This is a genomic window from Mogibacterium kristiansenii, from assembly GCF_009695905.1.
In the GTDB taxonomy this organism is placed as follows: Bacteria; Bacillota; Clostridia; order Peptostreptococcales; family Anaerovoracaceae; genus Mogibacterium_A; species Mogibacterium_A kristiansenii.
This window is the reverse complement of record NZ_VUNA01000004.1, coordinates 25,543-42,813: the sequence shown is the minus strand read 5'-3', so window position 1 is coordinate 42,813 and position 17,271 is coordinate 25,543. Positions and strand designations below refer to the sequence as shown.

The following is a 17,271-nucleotide window of genomic DNA, read 5'->3' as shown; positions in this document are numbered from 1 at the left end:
CACTCTGAATTTCAGTGTATCACAAAAAAAGGAGTTTCACCACCGCCCCAACGTCCGAGAAAAAAACGTAAAAGAGAAAACCCCAGGAAACAATGCTTCCTGGGGTTTTGCAATACTTCTCTGAAATTAACGCTTGGAGAACTGGCTCGCTCTTCTCGCCTTCTTGAGTCCGTATTTCTTTCTTTCCTTCATTCTCGGGTCTCTGGTCAGGAAACCAGCTGCCTTCAGTGCAGGTCTGTTTGCTTCCTCATCAGCTACGCAGAGAGCTCTGGAAATTCCGTGTCTCAGTGCACCGGCCTGACCTGTTGTACCGCCACCTTCAACGATTGCGATAACGTCATACTTGCCGGCTGTGCCTGTTACGTCGAAAGGTCTTTTTACTTCGTTCTTCAGAATATCCATTCCGAAGTACTCTTCCAGATCCTTCTTATTGATTGTGATCTTTCCGGTTCCTGGGAGTAATCTGACTCTTGCAACCGAAGATTTTCTTCTGCCTGTTGCCTGATACTGTGTATTAGCCATCTTCTATTCCTCCCTTCCTAGAATGTCCACTCTTCCGGATTCTGCGCAGTGTGCGGATGCTCCGGTCCAGCGTATACCTTTAACTTCTTGAACATCTGTCTGCCCAGCTTGCCCTTTGGCATCATGCCCTTAACAGCGTGACGGATGATTTCTTCCGGCTTCTTCGCACGGAGTTCTCTGAGAGTAGTCTCCTTCAAGCCGCCCGGATAACCGCTGTGGCTCTTGTAGATTTTCTGCTCTTCCTTCTTACCGGTTACACGAACCTTCTCTGCGTTGATTACGATAACATAGTCACCGGTGTCAACGTGCGGGGTGTAAATCGGCTTCTTCTTTCCTCTCAGGATGGATGCAACCTCAGATGCGATCTTTCCCAGAGTCTTGTCTTCTGCATCGATAACGTACCACTTACGTTCTACCTCTGCAGGCTTTGCAATGTAAGACTTCATTTTTCTTCCTTTCTACCTACTCAGATTGCTTACAACTCAATCGGTTTCGGCATTGCCTACTGGAATCTCTCGATCTGGTTCGGCATACTAAAAATAAATTATTAGCGTCGGAGTTACCGGCACGAGGCCTGCTCCTTTTTTGCACACAAATACAGTTTCGCATTTGCAAGCCTTTAAATTATAATCCTCCGGAGGTTCTGAGTCAAGGGTTTTGGGGACTTTTTCCGGAAATTTGAGGCGCCTTTCCCCGGAAGGGCGCCGTTCGGCTCGTTCTCTTTTCAAAACTTATGGGAATAAATGCAATTCGGGGGTAGTTTTTTCTCATAAAATCTGATATACTACACTGAGTGATTTATGAATCACGCCTAGCGCCCGTAGCTCAGGGGATAGAGTAGCACACTCCGAATGTGAAGGTCGCGAGTTCGAATCTCGCCGGGCGCACCAATATGGTATACATGGTCGGACGCGGTATTGTACTCGTCTGATTTTTATTTTTAGGGAAATCGCAGAAATGAGGTAATATATGTTTGAAATTCTGAAGGCCGTGCTCTTCGGCGTTGTGGAAGGTATTACGGAATGGCTGCCGGTGAGCAGCACGGGACACATGATCCTTCTGGACGAATTCGTCAAGATGAATGTCTCCCCGGAATTCTGGGACACCTTTCTGGTGGTCATCCAGCTGGGTGCCATCCTGGCGGTGGTGCTTCTGTACTGGGGCGAAATCTGGCCGCTGAAAAGAGTCATCGTGGAGGGAAAGCACGCCACCAATCCCCAGAAAGCAATCCGCCTGGATAAAGGCGTCCTGAACCTTTGGGGTAAAACCATCGTGGCTTGTCTTCCGGCGGCGGTAATCGGCGTGGCTTTTGATGACTGGCTGAACGCTCACTTCTACAACTGGCTGGTGGTTTCCATCATGCTGATTGTGGTGGGTGTAGCATTTATCATCATCGAGAACCGCAACTCCCATAAGACCCCGCGCACCGAAACCATGGCGGGCATCAGTTATAAGGAAGCGTTTGCCATCGGTCTGTTCCAGGTCATTGCGGCGGTATTTCCGGGTACTTCCCGTTCCGGCGCCACCATCCTGGGAGGATTGATGATTGGCGTATCCCGTCCGGCTGCGGCCAACTTCACCTTCATTCTGGCGATTCCGGTAATGGCCGGCGCCAGCCTGTTAAAACTTCTGAAGAACGGACTGCTGTACACCCCCACGGAATACGTCATCCTGGCGGTGGGCATGATCGTGGCCTTCGTGGTCTCCCTGTTCATTATTAAGTTTCTGCTTTCCTACATCCGGAAGCACAACTTCAAACCTTTCGGTTGGTACCGAATCGTGCTGGGCGCACTGGTCATCCTGTACTTCGGCGTGCTGCACTAATTATTAAGAATCGTTTTGGCGCTGCGATTGCAGCGCCGTTTTTATTTTGGGAAACGTAAAAAGCCGCCGATGGGGGCTCGGCGACTTTTTACCACTACGAAATTATTAATTAAGAAAGAACAATTAAAGAAAATGCATTATGGTTTCTCGCTTCCGGTACTCTGTGTCATTTCCCTTCTGCACCATTATAGTACCACCCGTTTGTGTAGTTTTTGTTAACTGAATATATGCCTTCTGTGTGAACCGTCTATCGGATTCTTCGCAAACGAACAGTCGTCCGACACATACGGGAAAGTACCCAAAGGTGTAATTTCCATTCCTTTTCCCATATGCTATAATAAACCAACCGTATAATTCTCGTCGTATAGACAGGAGGATCAAATGAATTATAAAATTATCGGCGACTCCGATGCGCCAATCGTAGATATTACTCTCAGCTCCGGCGAAACCATCAAAGTGGAACGGGGCGCTATGGCATTTATGCAGAACGTCAGCCTTCAGGCAGAAACCAACAGCAAGAAGTCCGGCTTTGGCGGATTGGTAGGCGCGATTGCCCGCAGTGCGGTGAGTGGCGAGAGCATGTTCATCACAAAAGCAGTCGGTCAGGCGGAAGGTGCCCGGCTGGGTATCGCACCGGCCGTTCCGGGAAAGGTAGCATGCCTCAACGTAGGCGGCGGAAATCAGTACCGTCTGAACACCGGTGCGTTCCTGGCTTGCGATGATTCCGTATTCTACAACATCAAGCGCCAGGACATCGGTAAAGCCTTCTTTGGCGGCACCGGTGGTCTCTTCGTGATGGAAACGGAAGGAAACGGTCAGGTTCTGATTAATGCCTTCGGTGACCTGGTTGTCCTGGACATCACCCCGAATGCACCGATGGCCATCGACAACGAGCACGTAGTTGCTTGGGAAGCCTCCCTGGATTACAACATCCGCGTGGCCTCCGGCACCTTCGGTTTCATGTCCGGCGAAGGTCTTGTAAACGAATTCCACGGAACCGGCAAGGTCATCATCCAGACCCGGAACGTGCACTCCCTGGCAGACGCCGTAGCGAAGTATATTCCGACTTCCAACAACTAAGTCTTGATAAAAAACAGCGGGTGGAATCGCCTCCATCCGCTGTTTTTTGCTAAAATAACATTCTATTCTGCGTTCTCTTCCGCAGCCTCTTCCTTCATAATCTCCGCCAGAGACTTTCGCTGAAGCTCTTCAAACAGGACTTTCTGGATTCGGCAAAGCTCCTTATGGAATCGGCAAGGGGCATCCTCTGAATCCAACGGGCATTTCACATCCGGATGCAGGCAATCGTTGAGTACCGTGTCCGGATTCATGATTTTGAAAACATCATAGAGGGTAATCTCGCTCATATCCCTGGTTAACTTATATCCACCGGAATTTCCCCGGACACTTTCAATCAGGCCGCCTCGATCCAGTTTTCGGGCAACCTTATAGGTAATAGCAGTGGTCATAAGTTCCTTGTCGATGAGTTGGCTGATGCTCTTGTGCTCCTTTGCATCAAGATTCCGCAGCAGCCGTAATGCGTAATCCGTTTCTCTTGTAAAAAGCATTTTTCTTATTCCTTTCTTTCTCCAGTCCTCAAATTCCCCATTCTTTCCTGTCGCCACTGCAGTTTGAAACATTATTCATTTTCGTGCAACATTATTTAAAAATATCACATACCAAGTCAGTAGTCAACTACTTTATTCGTCCAGATTTTTTTGTTCGGTTTCATTCCCCATCTCCGAAACATTTCGAAGCTTCCGCTGAATCTGCCGGGTTCGCACGCCCACCAGCCGATCCAAATCCGCATTGGCCTGATTCAGCCGATGCTGCGTGCTCTGCAGCACGTCGGCAAAGGTGTCGAATTCCGAGCGCACCGACGCCAGCAGCTTCCACACCTCGTTAGACCGCTTCTCGATTGCCAAAGTGTTGAAACCCATCTGCAGGGAATTCAGCAGCGCCGCCATGGTGGTCGGTCCCGCAATGGTCACCCGATACTTTCGTTGGAGCATCTCAATCATCCCGTTACGCACAACTTCCGCGTACAACCCCTCAAAGGGTAAAAACATCACTGCAAAATCCGTGGTGTACGGGACGGCAATGTACTTATCGCAGATGTCCTTCCCTTCCGAAGCAATCCGCGTAAGCAAGCGCTTCCGCGCCAGTTCAATTTCCGCTTTGTCCCCGGTATCATACGCCTCCTGAAGAGCGCTGTAAGTGTCCCCGGGGAATTTGGCATCGATGGGAAGGTATACGGTCTCTCCCGCACCGGAACCCGGAAGTTTTACCGCAAATTCCACCCGCTCCGAGCTTCCCGGCCGGGTGGCCACGTTCTCCTCGTACTGTTCCGGACTGAGAATCTGCTCCAGGATTCCGCCCAACTGCACCTCCCCCAGAATGCCCCGAGTCTTTACGTTGGAAAGGATTTTCTTCAGATCTCCCACATTGGAGGCGATGGTCTGCATTTCCCCCAGGCCCTTATACACCTGTTCCAATCGCTCGTTGACCAGGCCAAAGGATTGGGTGAGCTTGGTTTCCAGGGTATCCTGAAGCTTCTCATCCACCGTCTTTCGGATATTTTCTATCTGCTGGGCGTTCTCCTGACGAAGCCGGCTGAAATTCTCGTCCAAAGCCTTCAGCCGAGCATCCTGCTGCTGGGCCACCGCCCGCTGCAAAGCGTCCTGCTGCTGGGCAATGGCCTTCTGAGTTTCCACCGCAGATTGATTGTACAACCGGAAGTACTCCCCGGTCTTGGCGCCGCTCCGCCGCACGCCCCCCGCCAGCATCCACAAAAGCGCAATGATGGCGGCACTCATCAGAACCAACAATATCAGCAGCACCTGTTCCAACATACACAACTCTCCTTTTCCCTTAATACAAAGAAGCGGAATAACCTAGGTTACATCCGCTTCTTTTCATCGTCTGAAATTCAAAATCTTCCGATTGCTCAGAGATTAGCCAACGATACGATACTTCTTCTCAACGTGGTTCAGAAGTTCGTGACCATCTTCTGTTACCAGAACCAGGTCCTCTACACGAACGCCGTATTTTCCTTCGATGTAGATTCCCGGCTCGATGGAGAAGATGTTGCCGACAGCAGCCGGATTGTGGTTAATCGGGCTTACATCACCGAATTCGTGGTCGTCCTGACCGATGAAGTGTCCCAGACGAACGCCCCAGTACTTGGTATATCCCATCTCATCGATGTAATCTCTTGCCTGCTTATCGATGTCGCAAACCGGAATTCCCGGCTTGATTACTTCCTCTGCCTTCAGAACAGCGGTACGAACGATGTCGTGAATCTTTGCCTGCTCTTCATCTACGCTCTTGCAGTAGAATGTTCTGGTCATGTCGGAGCAGTAACCCTTCCATACGCAGCCCATGTCAATCAGGATGCACTCGCCGGCCTTCAGCGTTCTGGTTTCGCTCGGCTCATGGTGCTGGTCTGCAGCGTTCTCACCGAAGCATACGATGGTCGGGAAGCTGTTTCCGGATGCACCTTCCTTGAGGTACTCTGCATCGATAAAGTCTGCAACCTGTCTCTCGGTCATGCCTTCCTTGATGTACTCTGCAACTCTCTCCATTACGACGTCGTTGATTTCGGAAGCCTTCTTCATGAGAGCGATTTCCTCTTCGTCCTTTTCTGCACGAACATCATCTACGCAGTTGGAACCCCATACGGTCTTCAGGTTCGGGCAACGCTCCTGCAGCGGAATCAGGAAACGAGCCGCCCATGTCTTGTCGATTCCCAGGGTGCCCTCTTTGTCGATGTTCTCCATAATCAGACCGATCTGGTCGTCCATGTCGGTGAACCAAACTTCCTTGTATCCTGTTTCGGAAACGAAGAACAGTGTGTTCATAAAGAATACGTGCTCCCCGTTGGACTTCAGCAGCAGTGCCCAAAGTCTTTCATACGGATCTACGAAGATACCGGTCAGGAATGCGATGCTCTTTGGATCGCTGATCAGCAGCTGCTCCAGGCCGTTTTCCTTCATTTTCTCCATTACACGAGCAATTCTTTCGTTCTGTTTTGCAGTGAATTTTTCGTTCATTATTTCGTCCTCCTTATATATAATGACTCTGACCCTATAATATCACGATTGGTTTTCATAAACTAGTATAAAGTCTAAACTTTGGTCTACTATTTTGTTTTTCAATAAAAAAAGATATTCCCATAGATTACATGTTCCGATGATGCACATCCATCTGCGGATACGGGATTTCCAAACCGGAGGCGATAATATATCGCTGAATGATGGCCATGGATGCCCGCAGCATCGGCCAGTGAATTTTCGGAGAGCAGTAATAGCGAATCCGATAGATCACCCCGGACGCCTCATACCGCTGAATGCCCAAATACTCCGCTCGGGTAATCCCCTTGTTCTTGGCGATTTCTTTTGCCGCCTCGCTAAAAACTTCTTTTACCCGATCCGGATCTTCCGAATAAGCCAGCTGCAGATCGATGTCGTAGATGCCGTTGACCTTGGCCACCTGAGTGATGTTTCGATTGCACATCACCACCGTATTGCCCGTGTTCAGGTCCTGAAGCACCGTAGTCATCAGGGAGAAGCTCAGCACGATGCCTTCCACGCCGTTGATTTCCACCACTTCACCCACCACTACGGAATGATCGTTCACGATGTGAATCCCCATGATGATGTCCTTGAAGAAATCCTGCAACGCAAGGCCGGCAATGGCACTGACCACGCCGACGCCGGTAATCATGGACGTGATGTTGATATCGTTGGCCTGAAGCACCGCAAACAGGCAGATGACAACAACGATTCCCTTGATGGTATTGAAAACGCTCCGCACAAAAGCATTCAGACGAATGTCCGCGGGATCGATTTTCTCCCGATATTTCTTGGATAAATGGTTCAGCAACACTACCAAGATGAAGGCGGCCACAACGTAAGTGGCGCTGATAATCATTCCCTTGGACAGCAGCACGCTCAAAACTTTTTCCAGACTTTTCTCCACTCTTTTCTCCTTTTCCGTTGCGGGCTTTCGCCCAATTCGCAAACAGCATCATTATAGCCCGAACGACGTCCCATTTCAATGTTCATACGGTGATAAAAAGAAGAAGAGATTGGCGCCGCCCGAAGGCAGCGCCAATCTCTTCTTTAAAGTATGGATGATTTTCGTTTTCCCGAAAATTACATCGTTTTGATGCTCTTTGCGGAAGACCACTTGGAGTAGTACTTGCTTCCGCCTACCTTCTTGTAGGTACGGATTCTTACATAATACTTCTTATGTCTCTTCTGTTTGATGACCCATGTGGACTTCTTCTTCGAAGAAACGTTCTTGATCTTTGCCGATTTGAAGCTCTTCTTGGTGGAGTACTGAACCTGGTATCCGCTGATCTGCTTGGTCTGCTTCTTCCAGGTTGGCTTGAACGCTCTCACACCTTTCTTCAGATGCTTGATGGAAGTACCCTTTGGGTTGATTTTAAAGGTCTTTGTGATTGTACCTTCATATTTACCCTTGCCGGTAACGACTGCTTTTGCTTTTCCCACATTCTTGTTTGCGGAATAGCTTACGGTGTAATCACTTCCTGCCTTCAGTTTTTTACCGTCGAATTTTACAGTCACTGCCGGTTTCTTTGCCTTGCCGCTGTAAGTGTAAGCGGTTTTGGACAGGGAAACATCCTTTGCCTGCAGCTTCTCTCCGGCGTATACGATTACATTGTTGTACAGGGAAACGGATCCCATCTTGAAAGTAACGACGCCATTGCTTTCGATGAACTTCAGCTCATGGAGCTTGTCATTATCGTCGATATAGTATACCTTCGAAACCTTCTTTCCTTCCGGAACCGCACGGGTATAAACAAAATCACCTGCAGAGAGCTTGGAAATCTCCGTACGATACATGTTCACCGCATCCACATCTACGACTTCATAGTCCTTGCCTTCCAGCGCTTTAACCTTCTGGTCTACCACACGATCGTTGATGAAGTAGCTTCCGTTTCCGAAATTCAGTCCGGTTACGGTCGTGTTCTTTGAAGAACCAATCATCTGCACGTCTCTGTCATGCTCGGTTCCCTTGTCTACCAGGAAGAGGGAGCTGACACTTCCGCAGCTGAAGTGGTTAAATGTGTATTTTCCCCAGCCGTATTCAGACTTGTCTTTGACGGTGAGTGGGAAGGATTCAATGCTATACTTCTCATCGTCCACGAGAACCATGTAGTTGTAATCTTCCATCAGATTAACATTAATGTTTCCATCCTTATCGCTGACAGTCTCTACGGTATCGTACTGGTTCACCAATCTTACTTTTACGCCGGAAACGGTCTTCTGATTTCCGTCTTTATCTACGTAGAACACCGGCATGGTAACGTGCACTCTAGCCGCATCTTCCGGCTTTGCCAAGTCTTCTGCACGGCGCGTCATGTCAAAACCGGATACTTCCTTGATTCCGTTCTTGTAGGTGGTTACTTTGCCATCCGCGGAAATCTGAATGTAGTAATTCGGCATTTCGTACCGGCTGTCCTGTGCATAGACGATGTAACGGTGATCCTTGTACATCGAAACATCCGGAAGAACGCCGTTCTTTGCGGTAACTTTTGCTTCAATTGTCTGAGTAGAACTATCATAGAAAACAAAAGTAACGTCCTTCTTCAGCGGAGTCCGGGTGGATCCGGAAACTTCGTTCACCTTCATTCCCTTGAGGGTCACGATGTCCTTCGCATACAGAGTCTTTACGCCCGCATCTTCACTTCCGCTTCCGTCTTTGGCCTTTGCGGTGACGGTCACCGTCTTTCCTTTCCCCTTGGACTTAGTCGTCACCACGCCTTTGCTGTTTACCGTAGCGTATTTGGTATTGCTGCAGGTCCACGTGACGGAGCGGTCGGTCGCCTTCGCCGGGGAGACTTTTGTTTTTAGGGTGGTCTTCTTACCGGCGGCAATCTTCAGAGACGGCGATGCGGCGATGGAGATTTTGGAAACCATGACCTTGGCCGGTGCCTCCGGTTCCCCCTCTTCATATTCCAGAACCTCGTCCCCAAAAACATTCATGGACGGGGGAGCGGTCTCCGTTCCGCCTTTTTGACCGATTGCGGTTCCGCCGTATGTCCAGTCGGCATCATCCATATTCAAAACCATGGCCGGACGAACTCCCACGTCTGCGGCCTCCACTCTCGTTCCGAAGTAGCGGATAAAGCCCCTGTTGCACACAAACGCGGCATTCCATTCGAACTGCCCCGGGGAACGCATCCACCACATGCTGTTGCCTTCAAAACCCTTTTCGTGATTGCACCACAGTCCCTTCGCCTTGGAGTAGGTGCTGCCCTGAGCGCGCCTGCCTTCATCCTCCATATCCCGCGCCAGCTTGATATCCTCCGGCGAACCGGAATTCGGTGCTGCGACGAATCCATAATACCACGCCAGCCGAGACCGGTACAATTCATCCTCCGATAAAAGAAAGATGCGATCTTCCGTGTCGTTTCCGCCGTTGGTGCCGCAGTCATAATTGTTTTTATTCTCCACGCGCCCGGCAACAATCGGTGCCTGTTGGGCCTCTCGGAATGCTGTTTTTATGAAACCGTTCTTGCTGTAGTCCTGCCCGTTTTGATTGGCTTCCGCACCGTATCCGTTGAGCCAGCTTCGAATCGTGGACTTTTCCCAGGTGATGTCAGTCTGCGTTTCGTTGTACTTCCGATCGTCCAGGATTTTGTCCGCCAAAAGCTGTGCCCATTTTCCCTTGGCGGTGTCCTGCACGTAAAGAACCCGCCAACGAATCGGCTCGTAGCGAAAGTAGTGGTATTTGATTTTGGCATTCCAGAAGTAACGATTGTCAATTTCACCTCTGGAGATGTAGGTCCGGTCCTCCGCCTTCATACGACGGTACTTGATGCCGTTCAGCACCGTATCCCCATCCGCCGTGTACCTTGCCTTCTCCAGCTTGGCATACACTTCCGGCTCCAGGGAATAATCCGACTCCGAGTTCCAAAGGGTGGTTTTGATTCCGCACTGTCCGGCCTCCCCCACGATTTCCGTCTGCGGATAGTATCCGTAATAAACGGTATCCCATTGGGTATTCTGGCTGCCTCCGTCCGAGACCAGCTTCGGATTCCGGAGTTCCGGCTTCTCCCCGGCAAAAGCCCCCTGCAGGGAGAGCACCATTACCATCATAAAAAGAATTCCGATAAGCCCCAGTTTCCGGATTTTCCGAAATGTCATCCCTCTCATTGTTTTCCTTTTCCTTCCTTTGCGTTGACACGCCTCGTTGGCGCGCTGTGGATGCGCAACCTATTGGCGCGCCGTGCATGTGCAGCATGTTGGCATGTTGTGCGTGTACGGCATATAAATGTGATTGTATTTTATTGCCGGCGCTTTTGCCAATTGAAAAAAGCAATAGGAAATTGGAGCGACCGGGCCGCATTTTCCATTTTCCTCGGCCCGTGGTTCGCGCAAGGAAACCGAGTTCATTGGCTTTGCGGGCAGGCGAGCGCGAACCTTACCGGCTCCTGGGCCGCATTTTCCTCTTTCCCCGGCCCGCGGTTTGCGCAAGGAAACCGAGTTCATTGGCTTTGCGGGCAGGCGAGCGCGAACCTCGCCGGCGACCGGGCCGCATTTTCCTCTTTTCCTGGCCCGCGGTTCGCGCAAGGAAACCGAGTTCGTTGGCTTTGCGAGCAGGCGAGCGCGAACCTTACCGGCGCCCGGGCCCGCGCGCCGCATCCCAACAATGAAGAAACCGAAGGCGCGCGCCTTCGGTTTCTTTTTTTCCTATTATTCCCGGTTGCGGCCGGATGCTGCCAGCCGGCCGATCTGAGTTGCCATGTACCCGGCACCGTAGCCGTTGTCGATGTTCACCACTGCCACTCCATTGGCACAGGAGTTGATCATGGTGAGCAATGCCGTCAGGCCCTGCATGTTGGCGCCGTAACCCACAGAAGTAGGGACGGCGATGACCGGATTTCGCACCATTCCGCCGATCACCGTCGGAAGCGCCCCCTCCATGCCCGCCACCGCAATGACGCAATCGGCTTTGCGGATTTCATCCATGTTATTGAACAGCCGGTGGATGCCGCTGACCCCCACATCGTAGAACCGGTCCACTCGGGCGCCAAAGAATTCCGCCGTCTGCGCTGCCTCCTCGGCCACCGGGATATCCGCTGTGCCGCCGGTGCATACCGCAACCCGGCCGCCGGAGGCCCCATTATTACCGGAAGCCCCATGCGCGCCGGAGGCAGTACCGATACCGGAGACGCCGTGCACGCCGGTGGCTCCGCTAACGTCGGAGATGTCACAACTGCCGGAGACTCCATGCATTCCGGAGGCGCCGGTGTTGCCGGAGGCGCCGGTGTTGCCGGAGGCACCACCACTGCGTTCCACCTTCAAGATTCGGGACACCGGGTCATACTCCGCCGCCGGGATGGCTTCCTGTACCAGCGCCGCCTGGTGCGGCGTGGCCCGCGTGCCGAACGCCCGGCCCTCCAATTCCGTGATTTTGCGGTAAATGGCCACCAGATAATCGTCCGGCTTCCCGCTGCAGAAAATCACCTCCGGAAAACCCGACCGCTCTTTCCGCTGGGTGTCCAGTCGGGCGAATCCCATGTTGGTATAGCCCTTCCCCGGCCGCTCATCAATCTGGCGGATTTTCGCCTCCGCAATCTCCAGGGAAATCTCCCCCGCCTTGTAGCCTCTCAAAATCTCCTGAATATCCATACCGTTCTCCTTACAACTCCCGTGCCTCCTGCTGTGCCGCCCGGTACACCTCCTGGAAAGGAACGTTCTTCTCCCGAGCAATCGCCGCCACGTCCTCATATTCCGGGTAAAAATAAGTTTCATCCCCGCTCCGGCAGATTTTAATTCTCACATTTCCGAAGGGGGTCCGGGCATTTCCGGTCTGCCGCTTCAGGATGCTTCGCTCCATCCGGATGCGCCGAATGCCGATGGTGGTGGTTTCCCGGAAGATGATGCGCTCCAGCGCCGACCGGTGCTCCTCATCGCAGATTACCTGGAGCTGCCACGCCGGTCGGTTCTTTTTCATGAAACACGGCAGGTAGTGGGCATCTTTAGCCCCCGCCTCAAGCAGGCGCTCCAGGGTGTAGCCCAGCACTTCCCCCGTGGTGTCGTCGATATCCGATTCCAGCTTCCACACGGAATCCGACGCTTCGTCCGCAGACTCCAGAAGCATGCCCCGAAGGACGTTGGCCCGTTCCGTCTGCCGCTTGCCGGCACCCATTCCGGTGCGGGCGATGGTGCAGCCCGCCGGAAAACCGCCGCCGGTACGAACTGCTTTTACGATGGCCGCACCGGTTGGAGTGACGAACTCGCCCTTGTACGGCAGAATTTCCATCGGAATCCCGGAACCCTCCAGGATGTTGGTCACCGCCGGAACCGGGACCGGAAGGATTCCGTGCTGGCAGCGAACCACTCCGGTGCCCTCACAGAGTTTTGGCACCAGCACCCGGCGGATGTCCAGGTTATCGAAGCACACGGCGAAAGCCACGATGTCCACGATGGAGTCCACCGCACCCACCTCGTGGAAGCCCACCTTCTCCAAAGGAAGGTTGTGGGCCCGACTCTCCGCCTCCGCGATGATGCGGAAGATTTTTTTTGCCAGGGCATTGGCGCCGTCGGTCAGATTGCCGGCGTCAATGATCCGATTGATTTCCGCCAGGTGGCGATGAACATGAGCGTGGGAATGATGATGGGCATGGGCATGGTCGTCGCCATGCGAATGTTCGTGCTCGTGCTCATGGGTGTGTTCGTGCTCATGCTCGTGGGTGTGCTCATGCGCATGCTCGTGTTCGTGGGCATGGGTATGGCCTTCCCCTTCCCCGTACAGGTACTCCATATCGTGGTCGTGGTTCTCCTCCTCCAGAACCACGTCGAAGTCGCAGCAATCGATGCCGTTCCGGTTCACCCTGGAAATCCGAATCTCGTACCCCTGCAGCGGCAAGGATTTCAGGGCCTCTGCCAGAACCTCCCGGTCCGCCCCCAGGTCCAGGAGCATGGCCACCGACATGTCTCCGCTGATTCCGCTTTCACATTCCAAGTACAATGTTCTATCCATTGACAACTCCCTTCTTCTTCTCATCCTTCAGAATTTCGTTCATGCTTCCCGTGCGGTACCCTTTCAAGTCCATGGTGACGTAGGTAAAACCAATTTGCCGAAGGGCTTCCGTTACCGAGTCCCCCAGAGACAGCAGCTTCTCCCGCTGTTCCGGCGCCACCTCCAGCCGGGCCAGGTCGGCCCCATGGATGCGCACCCGAACCTGCCGGAAACCTTGATCCGCCAGGAAGTCTTCTGCCTGCTCCACCATGCGGAGTTTTTCCCGGGTGATCCGTTCGCCGTAGGCGAAACGGGAGGCCAGGCAGGCGGCGGAAGGTTTGTCCCAGGTGGGAAGGAGCAGCTCTCGAGAAAGCTGTCGAACCTCTTCTTTATATAAGCCCGCCTCTTTCAAGGGGCTCAGCACCTGCAGCTCCCGGAGGGCGCGGAGTCCCGGCCGGTAATCCACCAGGTCGTCCATGTTGCTTCCTTCGGCTACGTGAGGGATGCCGTGACTTGCCGCCGTATCCAGCAGGTTTTGAAAAATTGTTTTTTTGCAAATGTAGCAGCGATCCGGGGGATTGTCCTGAAAACCGGGAATCTCCAGCTCGTTCATCACCACGATTTCCTGACGGATGCCTTCCTGTCGGCAGAATTCCATTCCCTGAGACAGATCCCGTCCCGAGAACACGCTGCCCTTTGCGGTCACCGCCAACAGCCGGTCCCCCAGCTCCTCATGGGCAACCTTCAGCAGAAAGGTAGAATCCACCCCGCCGGAAAACGCCACCGCCAGAGAGCCCAGATTCCGCAGGTTCTCCCGCAGCTGCGCTTCCTTCTCTTGTAACTTATTTGAATTCATCTCTAAGTCCTTCCTTTTCCATCCGGATAATCCGGTCGCTGATGTGTTCCACCATAGGAATATCGTGGGAGATAATCAGCAGGGTTAGATTGCGGCGGTCCCGAAGATGCTTCAGCAGCCGAAGGATTTCCATCTGCACCGGGGCGTCCAAGGAGGACACCGGCTCGTCCGCAATCAGGAATTCCGGATCCATGGCCAGCCCTCGGGCGATGGCCGCCCGCTGCCGCTGTCCCCCGGAAACCTCATAGGGATACCGGTCCAGCAATGCCTCTTCCAGCTCCACCTGTTCTGTCAGCTCCCGGAGCTTTTCTTTTCGCCGCTCCGGCGGCATTTTCCCGATGACCAGCGGCTCCTGAACAATCTCGCCCAGGGTCATCCGTTCGTTGAAGGAGGCCACGGAATCCTGGAAGATCAGGACGGGTTTCACCGGGCGAAAGAATTCCACCTCCCCGGCGGAAGGTTTCAGTATGCCGCAAAGCACCTTAGCCATGGTGGATTTGCCGCAGCCCGACTCGCCGATCAGGCCCAGGATTTCCCCTTCCCGGATGTCCAGACTGCAGTCCCTCAGCGCCGGTTTTGGCGCTCCGGGATACCGCACCGTCAGGTGATGCACCGCTGCCAGGCGCTTCCTTTCCGGCTCCGGCTTCAATGATTCCGCAGGCGCTTTCCCGCGTCCCCACTCCGCACAGCGCACCAGCTTCTTCGTATAGTTCTCCTTCGGCCGCGCAAAAATATCTTCCGTGGTTCCCTGCTCCAGGATTTCCCCGTTCTTCATCACCAGCACCCGGTCCGCCAACGCCGACGCCACCGCCAGGTCGTGAGTCACAAAGAGGATGCCCTTCTGTTTCTCATCCGCCACCCGGCGAAGGAGGTCCGTTACCATCTTCGCGGTTTCCGGGTCCAAGGCAGTGGTCGGCTCATCGGCGACGATCAGAGACGGATCTCCCGCCAGCGCGATGGCCACCGCCACTCGCTGCCGCTGTCCCCCGGAAAGTTGATGGGGATATTTTTCCAGAATCTCCTCCGGCTCCTTCAGGCCCATTTCCAGAAGAAGCTCTCGGGAGCGGACTTCCAACGCGCCGGCATCCTTCATGCCAAGGTGACGGCGCATGGGTTCTTCCAGCTGCTCCCGGATTCGGTACACCGGATTCAGGGAACTCAGCGGATTCTGGAATACCAGCGACGCCGCCTTGCCCCGAATCTGCTCCATTTCCCTTTCGCTGCAAGTCCGCACATCCCGGCCGTCCAGGAGAATTCTTCCGGACAGGTACCGGGCATGGGCGGAGTGAAGCATCAGGATGGCCCGGCACAGTGCGGTTTTGCCGCAGCCGGATTCGCCCACCAGGGCCACAATCTCGCCCCGCCGAACTTCCAGATTGGCATCCCGCACCGCATGCACCGCGCCAAAGCGACCGTTAAAGCAAAGTCGGAAATTCTCCACCTTCAGAACGGTTTTATTTTTGCCCGTATTCCTTTCTCCCTTGTTGACGCAATCCTTCATCATCTTCTATCGTTCCAGTTTCCAATCCGCTACGTTCCAGAAAATCCCCACGCCGTGGTGCCCAAGGACCACGTTCTTGTCCACGCCTTTTACCGCCTTGTTCACGCCGTAGTTGGCTTTGATGTAAGCGATGTAGGTGAACGGCATCTGCTCGGTCATGCGGTGGAGGAAGGTGCTGTAATACTGCTTCCGCAGGCTGTTGTCGTCGGTGGAGCGCGCCGCTTCCAGGGTCCGGTCCACATCGGCGCTTGAGTATCCGGTGTAGTTGTCTCCCGCACCGGTGGTGAACACCTTATAGGTATGGTCGTCCGCGTCAAACGGGCTGCCCCATCCGATGATGCAGGCATCCTGACCGGCCCAATCCAGCTCCTTCCGGTTCTCCGCCGTGGCATGGATGCCTTCCTTCTTCAGCTGCTCCGCGCACATGTTGGCCATATCCACCCGCACCTGATCATCGGACATGGCGGCGATGGTGAACTTCAGCTCCGTGCCGTCCTTTTCGTACCAACCGTCCTTGTTTTTCTTCCAGCCGTCCTGCTCCAGCAGGGATTTCATTTTCGCCGGGTCGTAATTGAACTTCTCGATGCTGCTGTCGTTGAACGGATTCTTCTGAATCGGCGAGTAGGCAATCTCCCCCTCGCCCAGAAGCACGCTCTTCAGAATCGCCTGCCGGTCGATGCCGTAGCTGAGGATGTTCGCCAGCTCCGGATACTTCTTGAACAGCTTGCTGCCCGCAAAATTATACGCAATCGCCCGGTAGTCCGCAGTGTCCATCTCGTACACGCTGCAGTCCGAATCCTTTTTCATCAGGGCTTTGCCGTCCTTCGGAGTCAGCTGGGCCATGTCCAGGTCGCCGGATTCCAGCTGCAGGAGACGGGTGGCACTGTCCGGCACGATTTTAAAAATAATTTTCGGAATGTTGGCTTTTCCGGCATAGTATCCGTCGAACCGCTCCAGGGTGATGCTCTGTCCCTCGTCCCACTCCGTCAGCTTGTACGGTCCGGCGCCCACCGGCTTCTGATTGAACTCGTCGGTGGTGAGATCCTTCCCCTCCAGGAGGTGCTTCGGCAGGATACCGATGGTCATGTATTCCGGGAATCCCACATTCTCTTCCTTCAACTGAATCTTCACCGTGCGGGCATCCGGGCAGGAAATCTTCTTTATGTCCGCGTAGTTGGACACAATTTCCGATCCGTTCTTCTCGTTCAGGATGGATTCCAGGGTGAACTTCACGTCCGCTGAGGTCAGAGGTTCGCCGTCGTGGAAGGTCAGGTTTTTCCGCAGGCGGAATGTCCAGGTTTTGGCGCCTTTGTCGTAGCTCCACTTCTCTGCCAGTCCGGGAACCACGTTGTTGTCCGCATCGTGGGCCGTCAATCCGGCAAAAATAAGCAGGTTAATCTCCCCGTGCTCGTACAATGCCGGGTTAATGGCGGTATAGTCCTGACTGCCGTACACCATGGTGTCGCCGGCCGGCTTCGTCTCGCCGCCGCATCCGGCCAGAAAGGCCAATGCCAGAACCAGCAGCATGGCCGGCAGAATTCGCTTCCACTTCTTAGAAATATTTTTCATC

Annotated in this window: 14 protein-coding genes and 1 tRNA gene; 3 read left to right on the top strand and 12 right to left on the bottom strand. The window is 53.5% G+C overall.

Going from position 1 to position 17,271, the window contains the following annotated elements:
- Positions 1-126: 126 nt before the first annotated feature.
- Together rpsI and rplM are read right to left on the bottom strand one after the other, a co-directional pair.
- Entirely contained in the window at positions 127-522 is a 396-nt protein-coding gene (gene rpsI, locus FYJ65_RS02850; RefSeq protein WP_154553846.1) for a 30S ribosomal protein S9, read from the bottom strand.
- A 17-nt stretch (positions 523-539) separates the two neighbouring features.
- Positions 540-968 (bottom strand): 50S ribosomal protein L13, encoded by a 429-nt coding sequence (gene rplM, locus FYJ65_RS02845; RefSeq protein WP_154553845.1) that lies wholly within the window; start codon positions 966-968, stop codon positions 540-542.
- A gap of 368 nt (positions 969-1,336) precedes the next feature.
- Between rplM and FYJ65_RS02840 the strand changes: the two genes are divergently transcribed.
- The 3 genes from FYJ65_RS02840 to FYJ65_RS02830 all read left to right on the top strand — a co-directional run bounded on the left by FYJ65_RS02840 (position 1,337) and on the right by FYJ65_RS02830 (position 3,426).
- Positions 1,337-1,412, top strand: a tRNA-Arg gene (locus FYJ65_RS02840).
- Between the two features lie 79 nt (positions 1,413-1,491).
- The gene (locus FYJ65_RS02835) at positions 1,492-2,346 is read left to right on the top strand and encodes an undecaprenyl-diphosphate phosphatase (RefSeq protein ID WP_154553844.1); all 855 of its coding nucleotides are present in this window, start codon (positions 1,492-1,494) and stop codon (positions 2,344-2,346) included.
- Positions 2,347-2,727: 381 nt separating this feature from the next.
- Positions 2,728-3,426, top strand: a complete 699-nt coding sequence (locus FYJ65_RS02830; RefSeq protein ID WP_154553843.1) for a TIGR00266 family protein — start codon at positions 2,728-2,730, stop codon at positions 3,424-3,426.
- 62 nt (positions 3,427-3,488) lie between these two features.
- Here FYJ65_RS02830 and FYJ65_RS02825 read toward each other — a convergent pair whose 3' ends face one another.
- From FYJ65_RS02825 to FYJ65_RS02780, 10 genes are all read right to left on the bottom strand, one after another.
- Positions 3,489-3,914: an RrF2 family transcriptional regulator gene (locus tag FYJ65_RS02825; protein WP_206157292.1), complete on the bottom strand. Its 426-nt coding sequence runs from the start codon at positions 3,912-3,914 to the stop codon at positions 3,489-3,491.
- A gap of 132 nt (positions 3,915-4,046) precedes the next feature.
- Positions 4,047-5,198: a DNA recombination protein RmuC gene (locus FYJ65_RS02820; protein ID WP_154553841.1), complete on the bottom strand. Its 1,152-nt coding sequence runs from the start codon at positions 5,196-5,198 to the stop codon at positions 4,047-4,049.
- 102 nt (positions 5,199-5,300) lie between these two features.
- On the bottom strand, positions 5,301-6,398 hold the full coding sequence (locus FYJ65_RS02815) for a M24 family metallopeptidase (RefSeq protein ID WP_154553840.1): 1,098 nt from the start codon (positions 6,396-6,398) through the stop codon (positions 5,301-5,303).
- 127 nt (positions 6,399-6,525) lie between these two features.
- Positions 6,526-7,326: a mechanosensitive ion channel family protein gene (locus FYJ65_RS02810; protein WP_154553839.1), complete on the bottom strand. Its 801-nt coding sequence runs from the start codon at positions 7,324-7,326 to the stop codon at positions 6,526-6,528.
- Positions 7,327-7,502: 176 nt separating this feature from the next.
- Complete coding sequence (locus FYJ65_RS02805; protein WP_154553838.1) at positions 7,503-10,532, bottom strand: DUF6273 domain-containing protein; 3,030 nt, start codon at positions 10,530-10,532, stop codon at positions 7,503-7,505.
- 540 nt (positions 10,533-11,072) lie between these two features.
- On the bottom strand, positions 11,073-12,011 hold the full coding sequence (larB, locus tag FYJ65_RS09635; protein WP_235898183.1) for a nickel pincer cofactor biosynthesis protein LarB: 939 nt from the start codon (positions 12,009-12,011) through the stop codon (positions 11,073-11,075).
- A gap of 10 nt (positions 12,012-12,021) precedes the next feature.
- Positions 12,022-13,365: a nickel pincer cofactor biosynthesis protein LarC gene (gene larC / locus FYJ65_RS02795; protein ID WP_154553837.1), complete on the bottom strand. Its 1,344-nt coding sequence runs from the start codon at positions 13,363-13,365 to the stop codon at positions 12,022-12,024.
- Positions 13,358-14,200 (bottom strand): ATP-dependent sacrificial sulfur transferase LarE, encoded by an 843-nt coding sequence (gene larE, locus FYJ65_RS02790; RefSeq protein WP_154553836.1) that lies wholly within the window; start codon positions 14,198-14,200, stop codon positions 13,358-13,360. The genes larC and larE overlap by 8 nt, the downstream gene beginning before the upstream one ends.
- Complete coding sequence (locus FYJ65_RS02785) at positions 14,187-15,704, bottom strand: ATP-binding cassette domain-containing protein (RefSeq protein ID WP_154553835.1); 1,518 nt, start codon at positions 15,702-15,704, stop codon at positions 14,187-14,189. The genes larE and FYJ65_RS02785 overlap by 14 nt, the downstream gene beginning before the upstream one ends.
- A gap of 3 nt (positions 15,705-15,707) precedes the next feature.
- Positions 15,708-17,270, bottom strand: coding sequence for an ABC transporter substrate-binding protein (locus tag FYJ65_RS02780; RefSeq protein ID WP_154553834.1), 1,563 nt, complete (start codon positions 17,268-17,270; stop codon positions 15,708-15,710).
- Between the last annotated feature and the right edge of the window lies 1 nt (position 17,271).